A 23,940-nucleotide genomic window follows, 5' to 3' on the forward strand; every position below is an offset into this window, starting at 1 on the left:
TGAATTCCAAAATGAAGCTGTTTTTTTCTATTTTTCATTCGATATATATTTAGAATGTTTTGTTTATTTTGAAAATAAGTTAAACTAAAGTAAAAATAAGGAAGGGAGTCCAGGGATGATTATAACAGGTTATGCGGGATGGGAGTTAGAAAAAGCACAACCGAATACATCTGAGGATTTTTTCAATAGATCTGAGTTTACATATATATGTAACGGGAAGGAAAAAACATTTTCTATATTATATGTCCGATACTTTGAAGAAATTTTGCATGAAATTACCCCCTTTGAAGGAAATCCAGTTTTTAAAATAGAAGGAAAAGACATATATTTACGCGATATCGCTGCTCTTGCATATTTGCTCAAAAATCCAGATATATATAGACAAAAACGCGTGTATATCAATAGAATAGAGGATTTTCAAGACATTTTTGCTGAAAGTGCAGTGGGAAAAGTACAAAGGATCTTGGTTGAACTACATGAGAATAAACAAGTAGAGATTGTGTAAAATGGCAAAGGGGAGAAAAGGATATGTCTAATTCAATGGTTGAGAATCAAACAGAACAGGTCTCGGCATTTTTAGAGGAAGTAATCGTTGTGATGACAAACTATGTGAACTATCATTCGCTACCTTCTTTATTAAAAGAGACACCAACAGGTGATAAAAATTACTATGAAGAGTTACTAGCAGCTGTAAGAAGACTACTTGTTTTTTGTGAAGAAGGATTAGATGCATGTCTCATTTTGCTAAATAGTCAACCATTTCGAAAAACAGCGGCTGAAAAAACGTTGTACAAAATTTATCATCAAGTTATTGCTGAATTTTTTTCACCAAAAAGTGATCAGTGGTATGAAAATAGTCGATCAGCATATACTGGGAAAAATTCGATTGTATTTCAACGAACACCGCCATCTTCTATGGTAAAGGTGATGAAAGAATTAGAAGGAAAATTCCAGACAATGCGCGAAGAATTAGAATATTATGAAACGGATTATCAGACCAAAATGCTGCACAAATATTAATATGGATATAAAAGGATATAAACAAGGAAAAGAAGCTAGAAAAAACCTAGCTTCTTTTCCTTGTTTAGACGGTATATAAGAGAATGACAGTGAATATAGTTAAAGTGGATAGCATCGAGGAGGTGTGACATGAGCCAACAAGGTGTATTTACCGATTACTTTCATGAAGTAGAAAGCTGGTGTGAAAGTGTTCTAGATGTATTAGATAGCCGTGCAATGGAAGTATACGATGTTCATATGCTTGCTTATAAAATTCAAATGTTGTTAGAACGTATGAAAGAAAATGAATACGAGACAGATGCAGAATTTCTATATGAAATTAGCGAGGATGTCGAACATATACAACATCATTTACAAGAAGTATTTATGCAAGAAGAGGAGCAATGCGAATTATATGAACGAACGTATTTAGATAGATCGGTTCCAATTGGAGGACATACATTGCCTCCATTACCGTATCCATATCATGCTTTGGAACCTTATATTTCCAGAGAGATTATGATGTTGCATCATGATAAACATCATCGTAGTTATGTAGAAGGATTAAATAAAGCGGAGAAAATGATGGAGGAAGCACGGAAAACAAATAAATTTGATTTAATTAAACATTGGGAAAGAGAAGCTGCCTTTCATGGATCGGGGCATTATTTACACACAATATTTTGGAATAATATGAAAAAAGATGGAGGCGGGAGTCCAAGGGGGGATTTGTCAGAAGAAATCGAAAAAAATTTCGGGAGTTTTTTGCGCTTTCAAAAGCATTTTACAGAAGCTGCATCAAAAGTAGAAGGGGCTGGTTGGGCGATTCTTGTTTGGGTCCCGCGTTCAGGAAGGTTAGAGATTCTACAGAGCACATTGCATCAATTATTTACTCAGTGGGATACAGTACCATTACTGGTGCTTGATGTATGGGAACATGCTTATTATTTACAATACAAAAACAAAAAAGAAGAATATATTAAAAATTGGTGGAATGTTGTAAATTGGCCAGATGTACAAAAGCGATTTGAGCAAGCAAAACAATTGGAATGGATTCCGTATTAGACGCATGTTTATGCGTCTTTTCTTGTGGAGGAAGAAAGAATATTTTATTCATATTTTAAAAGGCCAAGCATACACTTGTACAAAAAAGTGCCAAAAGGACGTGGGGGAAGTATGAAACGAGCTTGGGTGATAGTTGCACTTCTTATCATGTGTATGCATGCGATGCCTATTTCTACATATGCACAAATGAACAATGTGAGTGCCCATAATGCTGTATTAATGGAAGAACATTCAGGGCGTGTTTTATATGGGAAACGTGAACATGAACCGCAAAAAATTGCTAGTATTACAAAAATCATGACGGCGTTACTAGCTGCTGAATCGGGAAAAATGAAGGAAATGGTCTCTATTAGTAACAAGGCAGTCCGTGTAGAAGGATCAGCTATTTATTTAAAACCTGGACAAAAAGTGAAATTAGAGGACTTAGTTTATGGGTTAATGCTTCGATCTGGTAATGATGCAGCACAAGCGATTGCTGAAAAAGTTGGTGGAAGTATAGAAGGGTTTGTGTATTTAATGAATGAAAAAGCAAAAGAAATTGGAATGAAAGATACTCACTTTTCGAACCCACATGGTTTAGATGGCGATGGCACGCATTATTCATCAGCTTATGACATGGCACTTTTAACAAAGTATGCAATGGGAAATGAAACATTTCGAAAGATTTTTGGAACAAAAACATACCAATCGGAGTCGTGGGACTATCCATGGAAAAATAAACATAAACTTGTCACGTCATATTATGAATTTGCAACTGGAGGGAAAACAGGATTTACAAAAAAAGCAGGGCGCACCCTTGTAACGACAGCATCAAAAAATGGTTTAGATTTAATTGTAGTGACGCTCAAAGCTTCGAGTGATTGGGATGATCATATGTATTTATTTGATCAAGGATTTAAACGATACAAGCTAACAAAAGTGTTAGCACAAGGGGCATTTCCGGAATTGAAAGAAAGAAAGTATGCCCATCATGTTTATACAAAGAATGGTTTTTCAGTGCCGTTAGCAAAGGATGAAAAAAATCAAGTTTTATTAAGAGTCGAATTTGATAAACATGCAAATTTAAAAGATGGAAACAAAGTAGGGAAAACAATTGTTTATGTAGGAAATGAAAAAGTAGGGGAACGAAATTTATTTTATAGTAAGAGGAAATTAGTAGCTACAACAGGGGCGTACTGGAATAATGTGAAAGAAATTTTTTCTCATATGATAGGTGTGGACAGCGATGGTTAATCTCGTATGGGTAGCAATGGCGATTATTGGAATTGTATATGCGATGGTAAATGGAACAATGGAAGCAGTAAATAAAGCTGTTTTTGAAGGGGCAAAAGATGCTGTAACAATTTGTATTGGGTTAATCAGTGTTTTAGTATTTTGGTTAGGTTTGATGAAGATTGCAGAAGAAGCAGGTTTGTTAAAAAAGTTAGTTTCGTTATTTATGCCAATTGCAAAAAGACTATTTCCAGAAATACCAAAAGATCATCCATCAATGGGGTTCATCTTATCCAATATGATGGCAAACTTTTTTGGATTAGGAAATGCAGCGACACCGCTTGGGATTAAAGCAATGGAGCAGTTAAAAGAATTGAACGGCGGGAAAGATTCTGCAAGTCGCTCTATGGTAACATTTTTAGCGCTAAATACTTCTGCCATTACACTAATTCCGACAACTGTCATTTCAATTCGAATGACATATGAATCGGCGAACCCAACTGAAATTGTAGGGGTAACATTTATCGCACAAGTCATTTCTATGATTGGAGCAATTTGGATTGACCGCTATTTTTACCGAAGAAGGAGTAGGAAGGGGCGGAAAAAGTGAGCATTGTTAACACTATATCACTATGGATTATTCCATGTGTGATTGGATTTATATTATTATACGGGACAATCAAAAAGGTTCCGACCTATGAATCATTTGTAGAAGGTGGAAAAGAAGGAATTCAAATTGCTATTTCCATTTTGCCATTTATGGTAGGGATGCTTGTATCTATTTCTATTTTTAGAGCATCAGGTGCGCTAGATGCGATGATATCGGTTATGAAGCCTGCATTAGATATGATTCATGTGCCAGCAGAGATTGTTCCGCTTGCGCTTATACGCCCGATTTCTGGATCGGCAGGTTTGAGCATTACGACCGATTTAATTGCTACATATGGACCGGATTCTTTTATTGGAAGATTAGCGTCTACGATGCAAGGAAGTACAGATACGACATTTTATATTTTAACAGTGTACTTTGGTGCTGTCGGAATTCGGAAAATGGGGGATGCACTAAAGGTTGGTTTGTTTGCTGATTTAATTGGGATTATTTGTTCGATTGTATTTGTTTCATTATTATTTCATTAAAGTTATTCATTTTTTTCTTCTATTCACTTATAATACGTATACGGCCGCTATTAAGGTGTAGCTTAATAGCGGTTTTTTTATGCGGTAAATTTGACAAAATAATGAACTTTTGTTGTAAACAACTAGTAGAACATCAATAATAATAAAGGGTTGAATTTGCTGTTGACCCTTTGAAGTTTACACTATACCTATGTTGTTTGGAGAAAGCTAGAGTAAATCGCTACAAGACTTGGGCGGTTGCCAAGTGTTTCTAATGAAGGTAAGATAAATTTGAGGTGAAAAAAGGAAATGGAACGACTACAAAAAGTGATTGCACAAGCAGGTATTGCATCAAGAAGGAAGGCTGAGGAGCTTATTCAACAAGGAAAAGTGAAAGTTAACGGGAAAATTGTGACCGAGTTAGGTACAAAGGTAACTCCTCAAGATAAAGTAGAAGTAAATAATATTCCTCTTGAGAAAGAAGAGCCTGTTTATTTCTTATTATATAAACCAACAGGAGTTATTTCGAGTGTATCAGATGATAAAGGACGAAAGGTTGTTACAGACTTTTTCCAAGATATCCCGCAGCGTCTATTTCCAATTGGACGTTTAGACTATGATACGTCCGGTGTGTTATTGATGACAAATGATGGTGACTTTGCAAATATATTAATGCATCCAAAGTACAAGGTGGAAAAAACATATGTTGCAAAGGTAAAAGGTCCGCTGACAGGCGAGAAGATTCGCATGTTGGAAAAAGGCGTTATATTAGAAGATGGAAAAACATCACCGGCACGTGTGAAAATTATTTCTTGGGATAAGCGTAAAGAAATGGCAATTGTACAATTGACAATTCATGAAGGACGCAATCGTCAAGTACGCCGTATGTTTGAGGCAATTGGCTGTAAAGTAATGAAGTTAAAGCGTGAACGATACGCTTTCTTAGAAGCAGGCAGTTTGCGCCCTGGTGATGCACGAGAATTGACGCCGCATGAAGTGAAACAATTGCGTGCATTGGCATCTACAAAGCCAAGATAACGAATCACCAGTGGATTGTTCCACTGGTGATTCGTTACATGAGACCATTTTGTGAGCAATTATATGACATAAGCGTAACAGTCAAACAGATGTATGGTCGCTAAGATTTCCATCTAAACATTTTGTGAAAATAGGTGGGAGCCTTACTGTCCGTAACAACCCGATTCGTGAGGGATGAAAGAAATCCCCACTGATTAACGGTTCACTTTATGCGATTTTGTACCTATATAGACACGAACTAGAGAGAGGAGTGGGGAGATGAAAAAGAACCGTTTACTATTTCGCGTTCTGATCTTATTGATTTTAAGCGCAGCAGTTGGTTTTACATTATATCAAAGCTTTTTTGCAGATAAAGAAAAAATGCAAGTTGGAAAGGTTGCACCTAATTTCGTTGTGACAACTTTAGACGGAAAGAAAATAGAACGAAAAGACTTAAAAGGAAAAGGAATATTTTTAAACTTTTGGGGAACATGGTGTAAGCCTTGTGAAAAAGAGATGCCATATATGAATGAGCTATATCCGAAGTATAAAGAAAAAGGTGTAGAAATCATTGCGTTAGATGCGGATGAAACAGAAATCGCGGTGAAAAATTTTGTGAATCAATATGGATTAAAGTTCCCTGTTGCAATTGATAAAGGATCAGAAATTATTAATACATATGGAGTCGGTCCACTACCAACTACGTTTTTAATTGATAAAGAAGGAAAGGTCATCCAAATGATTACGGGGACACAAACAAAAGAACAAATGGAAGAATATTTAAAGAAGATTACTCCATAATTGGGCAAGCCTTTACATATTTAGAGAGGTACTATAAGTATAGTACCTGAGCTAAAAATTCTGAGTATTGCGTGAAATTCACTTCAGATTATACAATGGTGATAGAAACAAGAGGCGGTGAAAGTGTTGGAACAGATAAAATGTGAATGTGGACATGTGAATCCGATCGGAACTATTTTTTGTGAATCTTGTGGCAAGCCTTTTGAAAACAATGAAAGTGCCAAGTTATTAGATATGCGTTACGAGGGAAGTGCAAGGCGCTCTCTTACACAAACGAAAACGATTGTTGATAAAATTTGGAGTTTCTTTTCTTCTGTTAAAGTCGGAGTATGGCTTATTGTGATTACGCTATTAGCATCTGCTATAGGAACAATATTTCCGCAAGAAATGTATATTCCTCCAGGTGTAACACCGAGTGAATATTATGAACAAGAGTATGGTTTTTTAGGGGAATTATATTATCAATTAGGTTTTAATCATTTATATAGTTCATGGTGGTACATCATTTTAATTGCATCAATTGGAGTTTCACTTGTGATATGTAGTTTAGACCGAGTGATTCCACTTTATAAAGCTTTAAAGAAACAAGGGATAAAAAGGCATCCGAGCTTTTTAAAAAGACAGCGATTATATGGAACGGGTTCGCCGAAAGAAGGGGAATTGGACACGATTCAAACGAATTTAAAAAAAAGAAATTATAATGTAAGGGTCGACGGTGAAAACATTTTAGCAGAAAAAGGGCGTTTTTCCCGTTGGGGGCCATATGTGAATCATGTTGGTCTTATCATTTTTTTATTCGGAGCAATGCTTCGTGTCCTTCCTAGTATGTATGTAGATGAATCCGTTTGGATAAGGGATGGAGAAACGAAGGAAATCCCAGGAACAAACGGGGAGTATTACTTAAAAAATGAGAAATTTATAAAAGAAGTTTATGATAAAGAAAATGATGAAGATAAGAAATTTGATACCGCTATTGATCGAATCGGAGATAAAATGATTGCGAAAAACTATCAAACGAATGCTGTTTTATATAAAGCGGTCGGAAAAAAAGTGGCAGGGCAAAAACCAAAATTAGAAAAAGTAAAAGAAGCGAAAATCCGCGTAAATGAACCGCTTAAATTTAATCATTTCGCCTTGTATCAATATTCGTATAAAGAAAGTGAATTTCGGAGTATGTCCTTCCATTTGCAGAATAAAGAAACAAAGCAAAAATGGGGACCGGTTAAAGTCGATTTAAACCATCCTAAGGAATCATATGACTTAGGAAATGGATATTCTCTTACACTACTAAGCTATTTCCCAGATTTTTATTTTGATGAGAGTGGTAAGCCGAATACAAAAACGAAGCTTCCAAATAATCCGGCGTTTGTGTTTAAAATGTTTACACCTAAAACACCCCAAGGAGAAATTAGTTTCGTTGGAATTCAACAAAATATAGAACCAGAAGGAAATAATAAATATAAACTGGCATTTGCAGGAGTAGAAATGCAAAACGCAACAGCACTCGTTGTTCGAAAAGATTTAACGTTATGGATACTTGGAGTTGGAGGATTTATATTTATGGTTGGTGTTATTCAAGGTATGTATTGGAACCATCGTCGTATTTGGATCCAACGCGTAAAAGATGAATGGTGGATTGCTGGTCATACGAATAAAAATTGGTTTGGTTTACGTAAAGATATTGAAAGAGTACTAGAAGGGACATCTATTCCGCAACCATACGATAAAGTAAATGATAAAAAAATTAGCTAAGGTGGGGAGAATATATGGTGCAAATAAGCAGTAATTTCTTATTTATCGCTTTTATTTTATATTTAATCGCAACGCTTTTTTTCGGAGGAGCAATTAAAGAAAAAGGCCGAAAGTGGGCAAATATAGGGATAGCGATAACAATTTTAGGGTTTGCCTCACAAACAGTATATTTTGTAACGAGGTGGATTGCTTCTGGCCATGCGCCAGTGAGTAACTTCTTTGAATTCGGTACATTTTTTGGCATGATGCTTGTTGGTGCGTTTATTATTATGTACTTTATGTATCGCATAAGTATAGTGGGGTTATTTGCTTTACCAGTAGCGCTATTATTAATTGCCTATGCCAGTATGTTTCCGAGGGAAATTTCACCGCTTATCCCATCTTTGAAAAGTAATTGGTTACATATTCATGTGACAACAGCGGCAGCTGGACAAGCTATTTTAGCGATTAGCTTTATTACAGGTGTTATGTATTTACTGAAAAATGTAGATCAATCTAGGAGTACAAAGCGAACATTTTGGCTAGAAATCGTTGTATTTACACTTGTTTGTGCTGTTGGATTTATAGCGGTAACAACCACTTATTCTGCAATGAAATATGAAGCGAAGTTTCAGTGGGTGGATAAGAACGAACAAAAGGCTGAAATGGAGTATCATTTACCTGCTTTAGTTGGGCCGAATGAAGGGAAATTAATAACAGATGGAAAGTTTGAGCCAGTCGTAGACATGCCAGCGCTAATAAATGCAAAAAAATTAAATACGGTGATTTGGTCATTTCTTATTGGAACAGGATTGTATGTTATAGTAAGGCTTGTATTACGAAAAAGAATATCAGCAGCCCTTCAACCGATCTTAAAAAATGTTAACAGCGATTTACTTGATGAAATTGGGTATCGTTCGATTGCGATAGGTTTTCCGGTTTTTACGCTAGGTGCGTTAATTTTTGCAATGATTTGGGCGCAAATTGCGTGGACGCGTTTTTGGGGATGGGATCCAAAAGAGGTTTGGGCACTTATTACATGGCTGTTTTATGCAGCAGTTCTACATTTACGTTTATCGAAAGGATGGCATGGTGAGAAGTCTGCATGGCTCGCAGTAATCGGTTTCGCAATTATTATGTTTAATTTTATTGCCGTAAATTTAATTATTGCCGGCTTGCATTCTTACGCATAACGTGTCTTTTCATTAAGGAAAAGAGAAACTTTCGTATAAGAAAATTTTTAAATAGGAGATAGTAGGAAAGTGAGCGTCACTTTCCTACTATATTTTTATCAAATGTTTTTCTTTTTTGAGAAAAACATGACAAAGTATAGGTCAATTTTGTAAAATAATGTCGAGGCCGAAATGCTTGTTCAAGAAAAATACATAGTTTTAGAAAAATAATGAACAAACTTTATTATTCTTGTGAAGTATAATATCTAAAGTGAAGAATGTATCATTTTAGCATGATCCCTTATGAAATGAGAATAAGCATAGTATTATATTGGAGAAAGGTAGGTGTGAACCGCCGCGGTAATTTTGAAATATAACCCGCAGCGGGTAGCAATGGAGAACGAACCAAGAATTTTAGTTGTAGATGATGAGGATCGAATTCGTCGTTTATTAAAAATGTATTTAGAAAGAGAGAACTACGTAATTGATGAAGCTGATAATGGTGACACAGCTTTAGAAAAGGCACTGCAAAATGACTATGATTTAATTTTATTAGATATTATGATGCCTGGAAAAGATGGAATAGAAGTTTGTAAAGGGATTCGTGAGAAAAAAGCAACACCAGTTATTATGCTGACAGCTAAAGGTGAGGAAGTAAATAGAGTACAAGGATTTGAAGTTGGATCTGATGATTATATTGTAAAGCCATTTAGTCCGCGCGAAGTTGTTCTTCGTGTGAAAGCAGTATTGCGCCGTTCTGTATCGACAACATTCTTTACACAAGATACAACAACGAAAGATGTCATTGTATTCCCGCATCTAACAATTGATAATGATGCTCATCGCATTACAGCAGATGGACAGGAAGTAAATTTAACACCGAAAGAGTATGAATTGTTACTGTTTTTAGCGAAGTCTCCAGATAAAGTATTTGATCGTGAACAGTTATTAAAAGAAGTGTGGCAATATGAATTCTTTGGGGACTTACGTACAGTAGATACACATGTGAAGCGTTTACGCGAGAAACTCAGTAAAAAATCACCGAATGCAGCGAAGATGATTGTAACTGTATGGGGTGTAGGTTATAAGTTTGAGGTTGTGAACGACTGATGCTTTGGCGGAGTGTAGTAGGTAAGTTATGGATGACCATATTACTTCTTGTTTCGTTTGTTCTTGGCTTTGTAGCAATCTTACTTTCCCAGTTTTTTAGAACGTATTATGTCGATTTGAGTGAGACTAGACTGACGAAAGTAGCTCAAAGTGTCACAGAGCTTGTTGAAGAAGGTGCGGATGTAAAAACGATTGAGAATATCGCATATAAGTTTAGTGACCCACTTTCCCGCATTATTATTGTGAAAGATGGTAAGGAATTCTCTGCTTCTCCGAAACAAGAAGGGTTGGTAACACTTACGATAGACGATTTAAAAGCAGATAAAGAATTAGCAGCTGTTTTTATAAACCAAAAAGAAAATAAAAATAAAATTAGACAATTTCCTGATGGGAAAACGAAACAAAGTTCTGAAAATGATATTATGATTGTCGGTAAGCCGTTGAAAGGAACAAAGGATAGTGCTGTATTTGTATATGAATCATTACAAGTTCCAATAAAAGGTATGGAAAAGGCAACGGATTTTATTTTTCTATCAGCCGGAATTGCGATTATTTTAACGACATTCTTTGCTTTCTTCTTATCAACACGAATTACAGCGCCGCTCCGTAAGATGCGTGAAGTAGCATTTGAAGTAGCGCGCGGTAAATTTGATGCGAAAGTACCGATGGTTTCGCAAGATGAAATTGGAGAGTTAGCTACAGCGTTAAACCAAATGGGAAAGCAATTGAAGTTTAATATGAATGCGCTGCAACAAGAAAAAGAACAGCTATCGAGCATTTTAAGTAGTATGGCTGATGGTGTAATTACGCTAAATCAAGAAGGTGAAGTTGTTGTCATTAATCCGCCAGCGGAACATTTCTTACAAGTATGGCAAGAAGAGAAAGAACTGGAGTTAAGCAGAAGCTTGCCGCCTGAGCTTGTGGAACAGTTCCATTTTGTTGCGGAGAGTGAACAACAGCAAGTGATTGAAATGAACCTTCAAAAGGGAAATTATGTTGTTTTAATGACGCCTCTTTATAATCAAACGAAAATTCGCGGGGCAGTAGCTGTACTTCGAGATATGACAGAAGAGCGCCGCTTAGAAAAAATGCGAAAGGATTTTATCGCGAATGTATCACATGAACTACGCACGCCGATGGTGATGCTCCAAGGGTATAGTGAGGCAATCTTAGATGATGTTGTTCAAACAAAAGAAGAAATAAACGAATTTGTACAAATTATCTACGATGAATCTGTTCGTTTAGGGCGTCTTGTAAATGAACTTTTAGATTTGGCTCGAATGGAAAGTGGACATGTGGAATTACATATGTCTGAAGTGGATATTCACCCGTTTGTTGAGAAAATCGGCCGTAAATTCCAAGGGATTGCACAGGATAAAGGGGTCAAGTTAACCGTTGATTTTCGCACGGAGGTTACAGAACATACTTTTGATCCGGATCGCCTGGAGCAAGTGTTGACGAATTTGATTGATAATGCAATTAGACATACAAGTACTGATGGGCATGTGAAACTTGTTATTGACAGGAAAGATGCTGGAATTGTATTTGAAGTGCAAGATACGGGTGCAGGTATTCCTGAGGAAGATATTCCGTTTTTATTTGATCGATTCTATAAAGCAGATAAAGCAAGGACGAGAGGAAAAACAGGTGGTACTGGTTTAGGTCTTGCGATTGCGAAAAATATTGTTCAAAGTCATGATGGGAAAATCTCGATATCAAGTGTTGTTGGAGAAGGAACAACCTTCTCTGTATACTTACCAAATCATGCGTTGTAATATATAACGTGGGTATTATATATAAGGAATAAGGATAAAAGTTCTACTACTTTATTTATTCATTTAGAAGATTGTTTCTCGATTGAATAAAGGATAGTAGAACTTTTTATTGTAGAGAGAGGATGAGCTGAACTGAGACTGTATACGAAAACGGGAGATAAAGGGCAAACAAGTGTTGTTGGCGGCCGAGTGGATAAAGATCATCAGCGTGTGGAAGCATACGGTACGATTGATGAAGTGAACTCTCATATTGGATATGCTATGACTTTCTTACAAGATGGGAAATTTCAAGACATTTATCAGGAATGTGAAAATATTCAACATGAATTATTTGATTGTGGAGGAGATTTGGCCATTGTCGGGCAGAAAGTACCTTATAAAGTGACAGATGAGATGGTGGAATATTTAGAAGAACGTATTGATCAATATATAAAGGAAGCTCCTCCGTTAGAACGTTTTATTTTGCCTGGAGGAAGCAAAGCGGCTGCTGCGATTCATATTGCTCGAACAGTAACGCGAAGAGCGGAAAGAGCGATTGTATCATTAAGAAAGCAGGAAGAGATAAATGAAGTTGTTCTACGTTATATGAACAGGTTATCTGATTATTTATTTGCGGTTGCACGAGTAGTGAATGCGCGTTTGCAAATTGCTGATGTGGAATATAATCGAAGTGCAATTGTGTTTCGTAATAAAGGGGAAAAGGAAGTGGACTGAATCACTTTCTTTTTTTGTATACTTTTTTCCGTATTATACCACAATAGAGAAAGGATAACGGTTAATAGAAAGCGGAGGATACATATGAAAGTTTTTAAAATTGGTATCATGATAATTGGGTTATTCTTTTGCTCCCAATTATATGTTTATGCTGATGAAAATCAGTGGACATGGCCTGTCGATGGTAAAATTAGTGACTACTTTGGGACTAGACATGGAAAACATTATGGGATTGATATTGCCGCTCAAGTTGGAACTCCTGTTGTAGCGATTCGAAATGGCATCGTAACAAAATCGTATTTTTCCAATAGCTATGGACATGTTATATTTGTAAAACATGGGAAATATGAAGCTGTTTATGCTCATTTAAATAAACGATATGTTATGCAAGGGGATCGCGTTCGAAACGGTGAAGTCATCGGTGAGGTTGGAAATACAGGTGAATCGAGAGGAGCACACTTGCACCTAGAGGTTCATCAAGGAAATTGGACAATTGAAAAAAGAAATGCAATGAATCCATTACTTGTTTTAGATGAAAAATGGGATCAAGTCGTTTCATCGTCTTTATATGTTGTTCAAAAGGGGGATACGCTCGTTAAAATTGCGCATAAGTTCGGGACTACGGTAGACAAAATAAAAGAGAAAAATGCACTGCGGCAAGATCAAATTTATCCAAATCAAAGATTATATATTAATTAAAACAAGAGCTAGCTTCAGCCAGCTCTTGTTTTACCAAAAAATAAAGACACATATAAATCCGGAAATAGCTAAATAGCTATAATAATAAAAGACTTTTGCTCTTGTTTTTTCTTTCGTTCGAAATAAAACAATTGTCGGTTCAATTAAACCGATTGTAAGGCATAACAAACCGAGAAGCATACAACCAATTGAAAAAGAATACAGGGCAATTTGTACTTGAAATGGGATAAGCCATTTTAATAAAAATGCAATAAGTGCGGTATAACAAATGCTGCCGATGTATTGATTTAATGTTACATTCGAACGAAAGCCTGGTAGTTTTTTTAAAAAAGAACGAGAAACAACCTCTGTTTGTAGAGAGGTGTGTTCTTCTATTATTTTTTGAGCATCTTTTCCTTTATGGAACAGAGAAAGAATCCAATTTCGTTTCCCTTGGAAAATGAATTGTGAAGTAGTTAAGTAATGATCGATTTTCACTTTTCTCCAATTGCTCCATGCATGGCGCTCGCATAGCTTTAGTTTACTTTCCGCACTTTTATCATATTGATAAATACTGATCCCTTCTTTATCAAAGGTAGCGTAGTATGTTTCTGTCGAAAATGTGCCTAGATCAATTGGACAATAGAAAAGCAATTCTTTTTTTAAATAAAAGTATTCTTTTCTTAAGTTTTTTTTCATCGTTTCGCGAATTGAGTGTCTTTTCTCTTTTTTCTTCATGACATTTCCTCCATATTAAGAAAATGCTCTTATCTTAACACTTCAACATCTTATCACTTTTCTGTATGGATGGCTAGAGAATTGAGCCGGAAAAAGGAGAAGAATGAAATAATTGGTTTAAATTGTAAAGTAACAGGCGGTAGGAAGAGATGGGTAAAAAATAAATAACTTATTTTTAATAAGTTACAATCTTTTTATTCACAACAGCAGCATGTTGTTGTATAATGAAGGAGAAAATAGAATATCGGTCTATCTTCGGGGCAGGGTGAAAATCCCGACCGGCGGTAATGAATGAGTATATGAGTTCTAAGCCCGCGAGCCGTTAAGGCAGGATTTGGTGCGATTCCAAAGCCGACAGTACAGTCTGGATGGGAGAAGATGGAGGTTCAAGCGTTCAAAAAAGATTAGTATTTGGACGTCTGTTTGATGTGCCTAAAATTTCTCCCTTTGTGTAAAACACAAAGGGTTTTTTATGATCGGAAAAGCAGGCATAGCAGAACCTTTCCACTTTCCATGAGATGATCGATGGAAAAGGAGAGAGCAGGATGAAACAAAAAAACAGTGTAGTACAAATGGTGAGTGTGGCAATGCTTAGTAGTATTGCGTATCTACTTATGATGTTGGATTTTCCATTCCCAGGATTTCCACCTTTTTTAAAAATTGACTTTAGCGACGTACCGGCATTAATTGCAGCGATTATTTTTAGTCCGATTGCAGGTGTAGTTGTAGAAGGAATCAAAAACGTTCTGTATTATGGAGTTCAAGGGAGTTTAACTGGGGTTCCGATTGGAGAAATCGCAAACTTTATTGCGGGATGTTTATTTATTGTACCAGCGGCGTTCCTATTCCGAAAACACCGTACAATCAAAAGTTTAACAACGGGTTTGATGCTAGGAACAATTATGATGGCGATTATCATGAGTGTGTTAAATTACTTCATCATTTTACCGGCGTACACGTGGTTTTTAAATTCACCAGCTATGTCGAGCGGTGCTATGCGACAAATGATTGTAACGGCGATATTGCCATTTAATTTAGTAAAAGGAATCGCTGTAACAGTTGTATTTGTAGCATTGTTCTCACGTTTGAAAGTATGGGTATTTGCGAAAATGAAAAATGCATAAAAATTGTTCAGTCATGAGCGGTGAAGATACCGCTCATGACTTTTTAGTATCCACCTATTGATGAGAAGCTAGATGGGAGAACTTAGTGGATCAAGTAAAACTTTCATCAGCGAGGATGTTTTTTTCCCATGCTGAATTGAGCTGCATTACAAAAAATCCCCCTCATTTCCATTGAGGGGGATTTTTTGAAGTTAATAAACGGACTATTCGAATTTAAGAGCGTCGCCATCAAATGTTTCATCAGCAACTTTAATGGAATCAGTAGGACAACCTTCAAATGCATCCATCATATCTTCGATTAACACATCTGGCACTTCAACGATTCCTTGGTTATCATCTAATGTTACAAAGGCAATACCTTCATCATCATAGTCATAAATGTCTGGTGCAGCAGCTCCGCAAGCTCCGCATGCGATACAAGTGTCTTTATCAACGATTGTATATTTTGCCATCTTTTTTCCCTCCTGATAATATGTATGTGAAACATTCGCTATAAAAATTATAATCCTATTGTAAAACGGTTCTTCAAACTTTTCAACATAAAATTATAATGATAATGCTTATCAATTAGGGTGTCAACTTATTTTTTAGTTATTTCATAAGATTTTCAAAATGCCTAAATGCTAAGCGGTTTGATACAATAGGAAATAGAAGATAAAAGTTTAGCGGTAGACAAATGTTATTGATAATTTATTCAATCTTTTTCTATTGTTTCCTTCTGAAAAAATTTGAGCATAGGAAGTTTCATCCATAACGCTTTTGATTCATGTCTGGAGTCAAGTATCTAGGAAGGAAAATATATCGAGAGGTGGAAGCGGTAATGCAATTTCAATACACTATATTATATTGTTTAAAACAATTGAATGGTGAACGAACCGTTTCTTCCATTTATTATTTGTTGAAGGGAAAACGTTCCTCCCAAACGTTACAGGATGGAAATATATTCCGTATTTCATTTCTTTTTGGTGTATATAAATCGTTGACAAGGTCCAATTATGAGCAAGAAATCGAACGTATTTTAGCTTCGGAATGGATTGAGGTTAAGCATGAAAATACATATGTCCTAACGGATCGTGGTGAAAAACAATTAGAGACTTTGGAAAAGACAATGGCTTTCCCAAAGCACTTAGATGGATTGAATTACGGGGATCTTGGTGAAGCTTTTTGGAAAAGGTTATCATTAACGATTCAAACAGTATCGAACTTACAACAGAAAAATACAAAGTTTATCCCTATTCAACAAGATCCAGAAGTAACTCGGTGGGTAAAAGAATTTCTGATTGGGTTACCATATGTAAGAAGTGAATTAGCAACAAGACTATGGGAAGAAATGTACAATATTTTAAAGAATATGGATGAAATAGAAGCGACGATTTTGACATATCGTTTAACAGGGTATGAACGAATTGGTTATACGCTGCAACAACTTGCTGAAATAATAAATGAAGATGTATTTCGAGTTTATTTGTTATTTTGGAGCACGATTCATTATATGATTCAAGTTGTTTGTAAAAGAGAGAAAGAGTTTCCTTTATTAACGAAAATTATATCTTATCCGAATGAAAGGGAAGATTTGTTTAGTTTATCAACAAAAAAAACATATAGATTATGGAAACAAGGACGCTCATTAGAAGAAATTGCAGTGATTAGAAATTTAAAACTTGCCACAATAGAAGATCATTTTGTCGAAATTGCATTAAGAGAAAAAGCTTTTTCAATTGAAATGTTTATTGAAAAAAATAAGATAAAACGTGTGAAACAAGTGGTTGAAACGTTACAGACAAGGAAGCTACGTGTATTAAAACAAGCGGTAGGAGAGGAGATTTCTTATTTTGAAATTCGCCTAGTATTAGCACAACTGGAGGGAACAAATGAAACTTGAAGAGCATTTAAATAAATGGTTTGGATACAAGGAGTTTCGCCAAGGACAGAAAGAGGTTATTACAGACTTACTGCAAGGAAAAGATGTCGTAGCAATGCTTCCAACAGGACAAGGAAAGTCTATGTGTTATCAACTTCCGGGTTTGATGCAAGAAGGAACGGTACTGATCGTATCGCCGCTTCTATCTTTAATGGAAGATCAAGTTACACAACTGAAATATGTTGTGAAAAATCGTGTCATTGCATTTAATAGTTTTCGTACATTAAGTGAGAAAAGAAAAGCGATTAAGCAGTTAGCGTGGTATAAATTTGTCTTCGTTTCACCTGAAATGTTGCAATCTGAATTATTAATGAAAGAATTAAAAAAAATTCCTATTTCTTTGTTTGTTGTAGATGAAGCTCATTGCATTTCGCAATGGGGATATGATTTTCGAACAGATTATAAGAAATTGGATCAAGTCATTATGCGCATTGGCCGTCCCTCAGTATTAGCATTAACGGCGACGGCTACAAAGGAAGTATTGCAAGATATTATAGCAAGTTTAGGCTTGAAGAATGTCTCTCAACACGTGTATTCAATTGATCGCCCCAATATTGCTATAGAAGTACAGTTTTTAGAAACGATAGAAGAAAAAAAAGAAGCGCTTCTTTCGCATGTTTCTTACTTGCAAGGGCCAGGAATTATTTATTGCTCCAGCAGAGCTTGGACAGAGCGGTTAACGGAATATTTAAGGAGTAAAGGAATAATAGATGTCGCTTTTTATCATGGTGGAATGGATCATGAAGAAAGAATGTTAATTCAGCAGCAATTTATGAACGACCAACTGCAGCTTGTTATTTGCACAAGTGCTTTTGGAATGGGAGTGAACAAACCGAACACAAGGTATATTATTCATTTTCATTATCCTACGAATATAGCTTCCTATTTGCAAGAAATAGGAAGAGCAGGTCGTGATGGAGAGGCAAGTATTGCGATTTTATTATGCAGTCCACTCGATCATGATTTACCTATTTCTATTATTGAAGATGAATTGCCTAATAAAAAGCAAATTCAATTTTTATTTGCTTTATTACAAGAGAAGTTGCTTCAAACAAAAATATTACCGATAGAAGATGTAACAGACATTTGTTATCATGCTGCAGGATTCCATGAACAACATTGGCGTTTTCTTAAGTATCATTTAGAAAAAATGGAAATCGTACAACAAAATATGCTTATATTAGAAGGCTTGTCAGATGAAACGATACAAAAATTAGTATTAGAGGTGGAGAAACGCCTTTATAATAAATATAATCAGTTAGAAAAGATGAAATCATGGTTACAATTTCATGGTTGTAAACGAGAACAATTATTACAGCAGTTCGGGTATGAAAAGGAAGGTAAGATAAAAAATTGTTGTGATTACTGCGGTATTACGAAAGAAGATTATAAAAAAAGACGAGCAAGACAGTCAGTTTTCGACTATAATTGGGGAACAGAGTTACAATTGCTCTTTGGTATGAGGGAACGGAGGAATGATGAATATTCAAAGGCGTAGCGTTGAAGACATGAGTCCGAAAGAGATACGACTTAACCTCTATATCACACAACTGATTATAATAAGTATTGGATGTTTGCTAGCATATATATTATTTCCAGGCAAAGAAGAATTTTATAATTTGTGGAAATGGGAACCGTTCTCTATTCTTTTAATAGGCGGCGGAATTGCCTGTGGGATTGTGCTAGTAGATTATCTTGCAATGCAAATCTTGCCGGAGTCATGGTTTGATGATGGTGGTATTAATGATCGCATGTTCCGAGGAATGTCAGTGGTGCAGTTACTAGTTGTGACTTTTTTTATCGGATTTGCTGAAGAACTTTTATTCCGCGGTGTTTTGCAAACGCATTTTGGACTTATAATTGCGAGCTTTATCTTTGCAATTTTACATATCCGGTATATTACGAAGCCATTTTTATTCTTTTTTGTTTGTATTATAAGTTTTATTTTCGGATATGTATTTCAATGGACGGGGAATTTGCTTATAACAATTTTTGCCCACTTTCTTGTTGATTTTATAATGGGGCTTCAATTGAGGAAATAAATGAAAGGTGGTGGTGACCAACGTGAGAAGGAAAATTCCTGATTTTGAGGAAGAATTACAAGAAGAACAGGAACAAGAGCAGGTAGAGGAAGGTTTACCGCCGCGTAGCGAGGTTCATAGAGACAAAAAGAAGAAATTTAAAATTAATCATTTCTTTGTTAGAGTATTAACATTCTTATTTATTTTGTTACCGATATGTATTTTATGGTATACAGATAAATACATTGAAGTGCAAAGTTCAAAAGGAGAGAATGAGACCAATAGAGGTGCATTTGAAGTTATCTTTTTTGACTCGAATAAATCAGTGGAGCAGAAAAAAGTAGAGAAACCTGAAATTCACATTGTAAAAGAAGGGGAGACTCTAGAGAGCATTGGTGAGAAATACTTTCCTGGAGAAAATGGAGCTGAAAAGATAAAAGAATATAATCATTTGCAAAATCGTGAGTTAGAAGTAGGACAAGAATTGAAAATACCTATTACGAATCATGAGAAGAAGAATGAATAAGAGAAATGTACATCATGTATTTTGCTTAGACAAAATGAAGTGAATAGAAGAATTATATTCTATTAAGGGAGAAGTTGAGACGAATATATGCTATGGATCATGTTAGGTAGTGTCTCTATATGTCTCGGGTTTATTTTTTTCTTTATCATGTATAGGGAAGCGATGCGTGATACAGTATTAGAACATACTTTAACCTTCAAAGACTTTCCGAAAAGCTTTCAAAAGGTAAGAATTTTCTTCATTTCTGATATTCATAGGAGGGGTGTGTCCCGCACATTAATCGAAAGGGTGAAGGGACAAGTAGATCTTGTAATTATTGGTGGCGATTTGGCAGAAAAGGGTGTATCTTTAGCGCAAATCGCTTTCAATATTAAGCAGTTAAGGGAAGTAGGCCCTGTATATTTTGTTTGGGGAAATAATGATTATGAAATTGAATACCATGAACTAGATGCTCTATTGTTAGAACATGGTGTGAAAGTTTTAGATAATACAAGAGTTATATTTGAATCAAATGCTGGAGAGAAGCTTTGTTTGCTCGGTGTAGATGATGTAGGGCTAGAGCGCGATCGTTTAGATTTAGCATTAGCTGATTGTCAAGAAGACGGTTTTCGAATTTTGATTAGTCACAATCCTGCTATTATACACAAAATGTCTGGGGAAGAAGGAATTTCTCTTATACTAAGTGGACATACTCATGGAGGACAAATTCGTTTATTTCATTTTAAAAAATATTTAAAGGGTGGCGTATATCATTATTCGAATATGACACTTTTTGTTAGTAATGGGTATGGAACGACGCTTGTCCCGCTTCGTTTCCGGGCACCTGCTCAAACACATATCATTACTTTAAAACAAAAAGAATAGGAGATTTTTAAGGTGGGGAAATGATGCCGACTTTAAAAGGAAAATATAATATAAAAGCAGTTTCAAAGATGCTTGGGATTCAACCGAGTACACTTAGAGCGTGGGAAAGACGCTACCATATTGTTGCCCCAAAACGAAATGATGCGGGGCATCGATTATATACAGAGGAACATATACAAATCTTAAAATGGTTAATAGACAAGGTAAATAAAGGGATTACAATTGGACAAGCTGTGCAAATATTAGAGAGAAATCGGTTGCAAAATCACAATGAAATAGAAGTGGCATATAATAAAGAAATGCTTTTAGTAGACGATATCCTACATTCTTTGCTAAAATTTGATGAAGTAAAAGCTTCTTCATTTGTAAATGAGGCATTTAGTATATACCCAACTGAAAAAGTGATTACACACATATTTCTCGAAATTACAAAACAGTTGGAGAAATTAGAAGGAACAAATCAAGTTACAATGGTACAAATGCAATATGTAGAATCGTTTTTAGGCTCGCGTATCGGCATGATTTATCATAACGCGCATGTGCCGAAGTCCTCAGCTTTACAAAGTGTTTTTGCGTTTTGTGGACCGGGAGAAGTCCAGACATTACAGCTGTTTATTTTAACAATTTATTTACGATTGAAAGGTTACCAAACTATATATATTGGGACAGGCTTGAGAGAAGATGAAATCAATGAAACGATTGCACAACTGGAACCGGATTATGTAGTGATATCTTGTTTACAAATGAAAAATGTGCAAGATACAATGCATGTAGCTCATAGCTTGCAAAATCAGCATGAAAAGCTTAATGTGGGTCTTATTGGATCAGCCATCTCACATATTTCAACAGACCAATCGTTTGAGAGCGAGTATGTATTGATAGGAAATACAAAAGAAGAGTGGGATGAATGGTTAAAAATGTCAGAATAGTTGTTCGAAAAGAACCATCCATTTCCCATTTCATATAATAAAAATTAGAATCGATGGTTTTACGTAAGGAGGTTGTAAGATGAGGTTGGAACGCTTGAATTATAATAAAATAAAAATTTTCCTAACGTTTGATGATTTATCAGAACGCGGATTGACCAAGGAAGATTTATGGAGAAACGCACCGAAAGTACAGCAACTATTCCGTGATATGATGCAAGAAGCGAATAAAGAACTTGGCTTTGAAGCAAATGGCCCAGTTGCTGTGGAAGTATTTTCTTTACAAGCGCAAGGGATGGTTGTAATTGTAACAAAAGAAAATCATGATACGGAGATAGAAGATGATTTTCGTGATGAGTTTATTGAGATGCAAGTAACTCTAGATGAGAGTGAACATATATTATATGAATTTGCTACATTAGAGGATGTGATCAATTTATCAGAACGCTTATATAACCTAGGGGTTACCGGCGGAAAGTTATACACATGGGATGGACGCTTTTATCTCTGGATGGAGGAAGAAACACAGCTTTTAAAAGCGGATTTTATCGCGATTTTAGCGGAGTATGGTAATCCTGCAACAGTAACGATTTACCGGATTATGGAGTATGGTAAATCATTAATGGATTCTCAGGCGATTCAACAAATACATCATTATTTTATTTTAAAAGGAAACCTCAGCTAATTAGCAATAGCTTGAGGTTTTTGTTATGACTATATTTTGATTATTGAATAGGGAGATATAAAAAACATTTAAATATTTAAGTATTTTACTTTTCTAAAAGCAATAAAAGGACTATAATAATAGTGAAAACGCTTGCAATAAAAAATTGTTTGCATATATTTGTTAGCGTTTTCTATTGCATTCAAAATTTAACGGTGTATACTAGGCAATGAAGGTTTACTAAACAAGTGAAATTACAGGGGGTTTACTTACTATGGTAGCCGAAAAGGGAACTCAAACACAAACACAACAAAGGGAACAACATTTTGAATTGTTGAATTCAACACAAATTGTTATTAATGAAGCATTAGAAAAATTGGGTTATCCAAACGAAGTATATGAATTACTGAAAGAACCGATTCGTATGATGACAGTAAAAATTCCAGTTCGTATGGATGATGGGACTGTTAAAATATTTACAGGGTATCGTGCGCAGCACAATGACGCTGTTGGTCCAACGAAAGGTGGAATCCGCTTCCATCCAAATGTAACAGAAAATGAAGTGAAAGCACTTTCAATCTGGATGAGTTTAAAATGTGGTATCGTTGATTTACCATATGGTGGAGGGAAAGGCGGAATCATTTGTGATCCGCGTGAGATGTCTTTCCGTGAATTAGAAAGATTAAGTCGTGGATATGTACGAGCAATTAGCCAAATTGTTGGCCCAACAAAAGACATTCCTGCTCCAGACGTATTTACAAACTCACAAATTATGGCATGGATGATGGATGAATATAGCCGTATTGATGAATTTAATTCACCAGGATTCATTACTGGTAAACCGATTGTGTTAGGTGGTTCCCACGGACGTGAAACAGCGACTGCAAAAGGTGTAACGATTTGTATTCGTGAAGCTGCGAAAAAACGCGGTATTGATATTAAGGGAGCACGTGTTGTTGTTCAAGGATTTGGTAACGCTGGTAGTTTCTTAGCTAAGTTTATGCATGATGCTGGTGCGAAAGTAATTGCCATTTCAGATGCTTATGGTGCGCTGCACGATCCAAATGGATTGGACATTGATTATTTATTAGATCGTCGTGATAGCTTTGGTACCGTAACAAAATTATTTAACAATACAATTACAAATAAAGAATTGTTAGAACTGGAATGTGATATTTTAGTTCCAGCTGCAATTGAAAATCAAATAACAGAAAAAAATGCAGCTGATATTAAAGCGAAAATTGTAGTAGAAGCAGCAAATGGCCCAACTACATTAGAGGCAACAAAAATTTTAACAGACCGCGGCATTCTTCTTGTTCCAGACGTACTCGCAAGCGCTGGTGGAGTCACAGTATCTTACTTTGAGTGGGTACAAAATAACCAAGGTTATTATTGGTCAGAAGAAGAAGTTGAACAGCGTTTAGAAAAAGTAATGGTAAAATCATTTGAGTCTATTTATGAAACATCTCAAGTTCGTAAAGTGAATATGCGTTTAGCAGCTTATATGGTTGGTGTGCGTAAAATGGCAGAAGCTAGTCGCTTTAGAGGTTGGGTATAATAGAATAGAGTATTTGGAAAGCGTGGTTTCCTTTCGAGGAAACCACGCTTTTTTAGGTGCATAATGAAGTGAATATGGCTGATTCAGAAGTGAGAAAGGGCTACTATCCTTTACTTTTGGAGCAATCTATCATCATTGTATGTTAGATGATGATAGGGTCTTTTGAAAGAAAAAGATAAAAAGAACGCTTGTTCTATACGAACGCTTG

The 23,940-nt window shown here is 35.7% G+C and carries 25 protein-coding genes and 1 riboswitch; of the genes, 23 read left to right on the forward strand and 2 right to left on the reverse strand.

The features are described from left to right. Nucleotides 1-115: 115 nt before the first annotated feature. The 14 genes from MR058_RS03245 (at nt 116) to MR058_RS03310 (ending at nt 13,411) form a co-directional block, all read left to right on the forward strand. Complete coding sequence (locus MR058_RS03245; protein WP_242142615.1) at nt 116-505, forward strand: hypothetical protein; 390 nt, start codon at nt 116-118, stop codon at nt 503-505. 23 nt (nt 506-528) lie between these two features. Continuing rightward, nucleotides 529-1,020 carry a YpuI family protein gene (locus tag MR058_RS03250; protein ID WP_242142616.1) on the forward strand — a complete coding sequence of 164 codons (492 nt, stop codon included), beginning with the start codon at nt 529-531 and terminating at the stop codon, nt 1,018-1,020. Nucleotides 1,021-1,149: 129 nt separating this feature from the next. Next, complete coding sequence (locus MR058_RS03255; protein WP_242142617.1) at nt 1,150-2,064, forward strand: superoxide dismutase; 915 nt, start codon at nt 1,150-1,152, stop codon at nt 2,062-2,064. Nucleotides 2,065-2,175: 111 nt separating this feature from the next. After that, nucleotides 2,176-3,297, forward strand: coding sequence for a D-alanyl-D-alanine carboxypeptidase family protein (locus tag MR058_RS03260; RefSeq protein ID WP_242142618.1), 1,122 nt, complete (start codon nt 2,176-2,178; stop codon nt 3,295-3,297). Continuing rightward, nucleotides 3,290-3,886: a nucleoside recognition domain-containing protein gene (gene spmA / locus MR058_RS03265; protein ID WP_242142619.1), complete on the forward strand. Its 597-nt coding sequence runs from the start codon at nt 3,290-3,292 to the stop codon at nt 3,884-3,886. The genes MR058_RS03260 and spmA overlap by 8 nt, the downstream gene beginning before the upstream one ends. Continuing rightward, a complete protein-coding gene (spmB, locus tag MR058_RS03270) occupies nt 3,883-4,413 on the forward strand; it encodes a spore maturation protein (protein ID WP_242142620.1) in 531 nt (176 codons plus the stop codon). Before spmA ends, spmB begins: the two co-directional genes overlap by 4 nt. A gap of 288 nt (nt 4,414-4,701) precedes the next feature. Then, on the forward strand, nt 4,702-5,430 hold the full coding sequence (gene rluB / locus MR058_RS03275) for a 23S rRNA pseudouridine(2605) synthase RluB (protein WP_242142621.1): 729 nt from the start codon (nt 4,702-4,704) through the stop codon (nt 5,428-5,430). Nucleotides 5,431-5,688: 258 nt separating this feature from the next. Continuing rightward, nucleotides 5,689-6,210, forward strand: a complete 522-nt coding sequence (resA, locus tag MR058_RS03280; RefSeq protein WP_242142622.1) for a thiol-disulfide oxidoreductase ResA — start codon at nt 5,689-5,691, stop codon at nt 6,208-6,210. 123 nt (nt 6,211-6,333) lie between these two features. After that, nucleotides 6,334-7,962, forward strand: coding sequence for a cytochrome c biogenesis protein ResB (gene resB, locus MR058_RS03285; RefSeq protein WP_242142623.1), 1,629 nt, complete (start codon nt 6,334-6,336; stop codon nt 7,960-7,962). Between the two features lie 14 nt (nt 7,963-7,976). Beyond that, on the forward strand, nt 7,977-9,134 hold the full coding sequence (gene ccsB, locus MR058_RS03290; protein WP_242142624.1) for a c-type cytochrome biogenesis protein CcsB: 1,158 nt from the start codon (nt 7,977-7,979) through the stop codon (nt 9,132-9,134). Nucleotides 9,135-9,506: 372 nt separating this feature from the next. Continuing rightward, entirely contained in the window at nt 9,507-10,223 is a 717-nt protein-coding gene (locus MR058_RS03295) for a response regulator transcription factor (protein ID WP_011984275.1), read from the forward strand. Beyond that, nucleotides 10,223-11,998, forward strand: coding sequence for an ATP-binding protein (locus MR058_RS03300; RefSeq protein WP_242142625.1), 1,776 nt, complete (start codon nt 10,223-10,225; stop codon nt 11,996-11,998). The genes MR058_RS03295 and MR058_RS03300 overlap by 1 nt, the downstream gene beginning before the upstream one ends. Before the next feature lie 132 nt (nt 11,999-12,130). After that, the gene (locus MR058_RS03305; protein ID WP_242142827.1) at nt 12,131-12,712 is read left to right on the forward strand and encodes a cob(I)yrinic acid a,c-diamide adenosyltransferase; all 582 of its coding nucleotides are present in this window, start codon (nt 12,131-12,133) and stop codon (nt 12,710-12,712) included. An 84-nt stretch (nt 12,713-12,796) separates the two neighbouring features. Further along, entirely contained in the window at nt 12,797-13,411 is a 615-nt protein-coding gene (locus tag MR058_RS03310; protein ID WP_242142626.1) for a peptidoglycan DD-metalloendopeptidase family protein, read from the forward strand. A gap of 30 nt (nt 13,412-13,441) precedes the next feature. Here MR058_RS03310 and MR058_RS03315 read toward each other — a convergent pair whose 3' ends face one another. Next, complete coding sequence (locus MR058_RS03315) at nt 13,442-14,128, reverse strand: hypothetical protein (protein ID WP_242142627.1); 687 nt, start codon at nt 14,126-14,128, stop codon at nt 13,442-13,444. 247 nt (nt 14,129-14,375) lie between these two features. Next, a riboswitch (FMN riboswitch) is annotated at nt 14,376-14,512 on the forward strand. A gap of 161 nt (nt 14,513-14,673) precedes the next feature. On the opposite strand from MR058_RS03315, the gene MR058_RS03320 reads away from it, so the two are divergent. Next, nucleotides 14,674-15,252, forward strand: coding sequence for an ECF transporter S component (locus tag MR058_RS03320; RefSeq protein WP_242142628.1), 579 nt, complete (start codon nt 14,674-14,676; stop codon nt 15,250-15,252). 203 nt (nt 15,253-15,455) lie between these two features. Here MR058_RS03320 and MR058_RS03325 read toward each other — a convergent pair whose 3' ends face one another. Continuing rightward, nucleotides 15,456-15,704 carry a ferredoxin gene (locus MR058_RS03325; RefSeq protein ID WP_011984281.1) on the reverse strand — a complete coding sequence of 83 codons (249 nt, stop codon included), beginning with the start codon at nt 15,702-15,704 and terminating at the stop codon, nt 15,456-15,458. Nucleotides 15,705-16,072: 368 nt separating this feature from the next. Here MR058_RS03325 and MR058_RS03330 point away from each other — a divergent pair, with 368 nt between their 5' ends. The 8 genes from MR058_RS03330 to gudB all read left to right on the forward strand — a co-directional run bounded on the left by MR058_RS03330 (nt 16,073) and on the right by gudB (nt 23,732). Next, a complete protein-coding gene (locus MR058_RS03330; protein ID WP_242142629.1) occupies nt 16,073-17,134 on the forward strand; it encodes a YpbB family protein in 1,062 nt (353 codons plus the stop codon). Continuing rightward, nucleotides 17,124-18,671 (forward strand): RecQ family ATP-dependent DNA helicase, encoded by a 1,548-nt coding sequence (locus MR058_RS03335; protein ID WP_242142630.1) that lies wholly within the window; start codon nt 17,124-17,126, stop codon nt 18,669-18,671. Before MR058_RS03330 ends, MR058_RS03335 begins: the two co-directional genes overlap by 11 nt. After that, a complete protein-coding gene (locus MR058_RS03340; protein ID WP_242142631.1) occupies nt 18,652-19,215 on the forward strand; it encodes a CPBP family intramembrane glutamic endopeptidase in 564 nt (187 codons plus the stop codon). Before MR058_RS03335 ends, MR058_RS03340 begins: the two co-directional genes overlap by 20 nt. A 22-nt stretch (nt 19,216-19,237) precedes the next feature. Then, nucleotides 19,238-19,720, forward strand: a complete 483-nt coding sequence (locus MR058_RS03345; protein WP_242142632.1) for a LysM peptidoglycan-binding domain-containing protein — start codon at nt 19,238-19,240, stop codon at nt 19,718-19,720. Between the two features lie 87 nt (nt 19,721-19,807). Beyond that, nucleotides 19,808-20,584 (forward strand): metallophosphoesterase, encoded by a 777-nt coding sequence (locus tag MR058_RS03350; protein WP_242142633.1) that lies wholly within the window; start codon nt 19,808-19,810, stop codon nt 20,582-20,584. A 23-nt stretch (nt 20,585-20,607) separates the two neighbouring features. Beyond that, a complete protein-coding gene (locus tag MR058_RS03355; RefSeq protein WP_242142634.1) occupies nt 20,608-21,513 on the forward strand; it encodes a MerR family transcriptional regulator in 906 nt (301 codons plus the stop codon). Between the two features lie 79 nt (nt 21,514-21,592). Next, nucleotides 21,593-22,195 carry a genetic competence negative regulator gene (locus MR058_RS03360; protein WP_242142635.1) on the forward strand — a complete coding sequence of 201 codons (603 nt, stop codon included), beginning with the start codon at nt 21,593-21,595 and terminating at the stop codon, nt 22,193-22,195. A 253-nt stretch (nt 22,196-22,448) separates the two neighbouring features. Then, nucleotides 22,449-23,732: a Glu/Leu/Phe/Val family dehydrogenase gene (gene gudB, locus MR058_RS03365; RefSeq protein WP_242142636.1), complete on the forward strand. Its 1,284-nt coding sequence runs from the start codon at nt 22,449-22,451 to the stop codon at nt 23,730-23,732. Nucleotides 23,733-23,940: the final 208 nt, after the last annotated feature.

The sequence above is a fragment of the Bacillus cereus group sp. BfR-BA-01430 genome (assembly GCF_022663115.1).
GTDB lineage: Bacteria > Bacillota > Bacilli > Bacillales > Bacillaceae_G > Bacillus_A > Bacillus_A cereus_BD.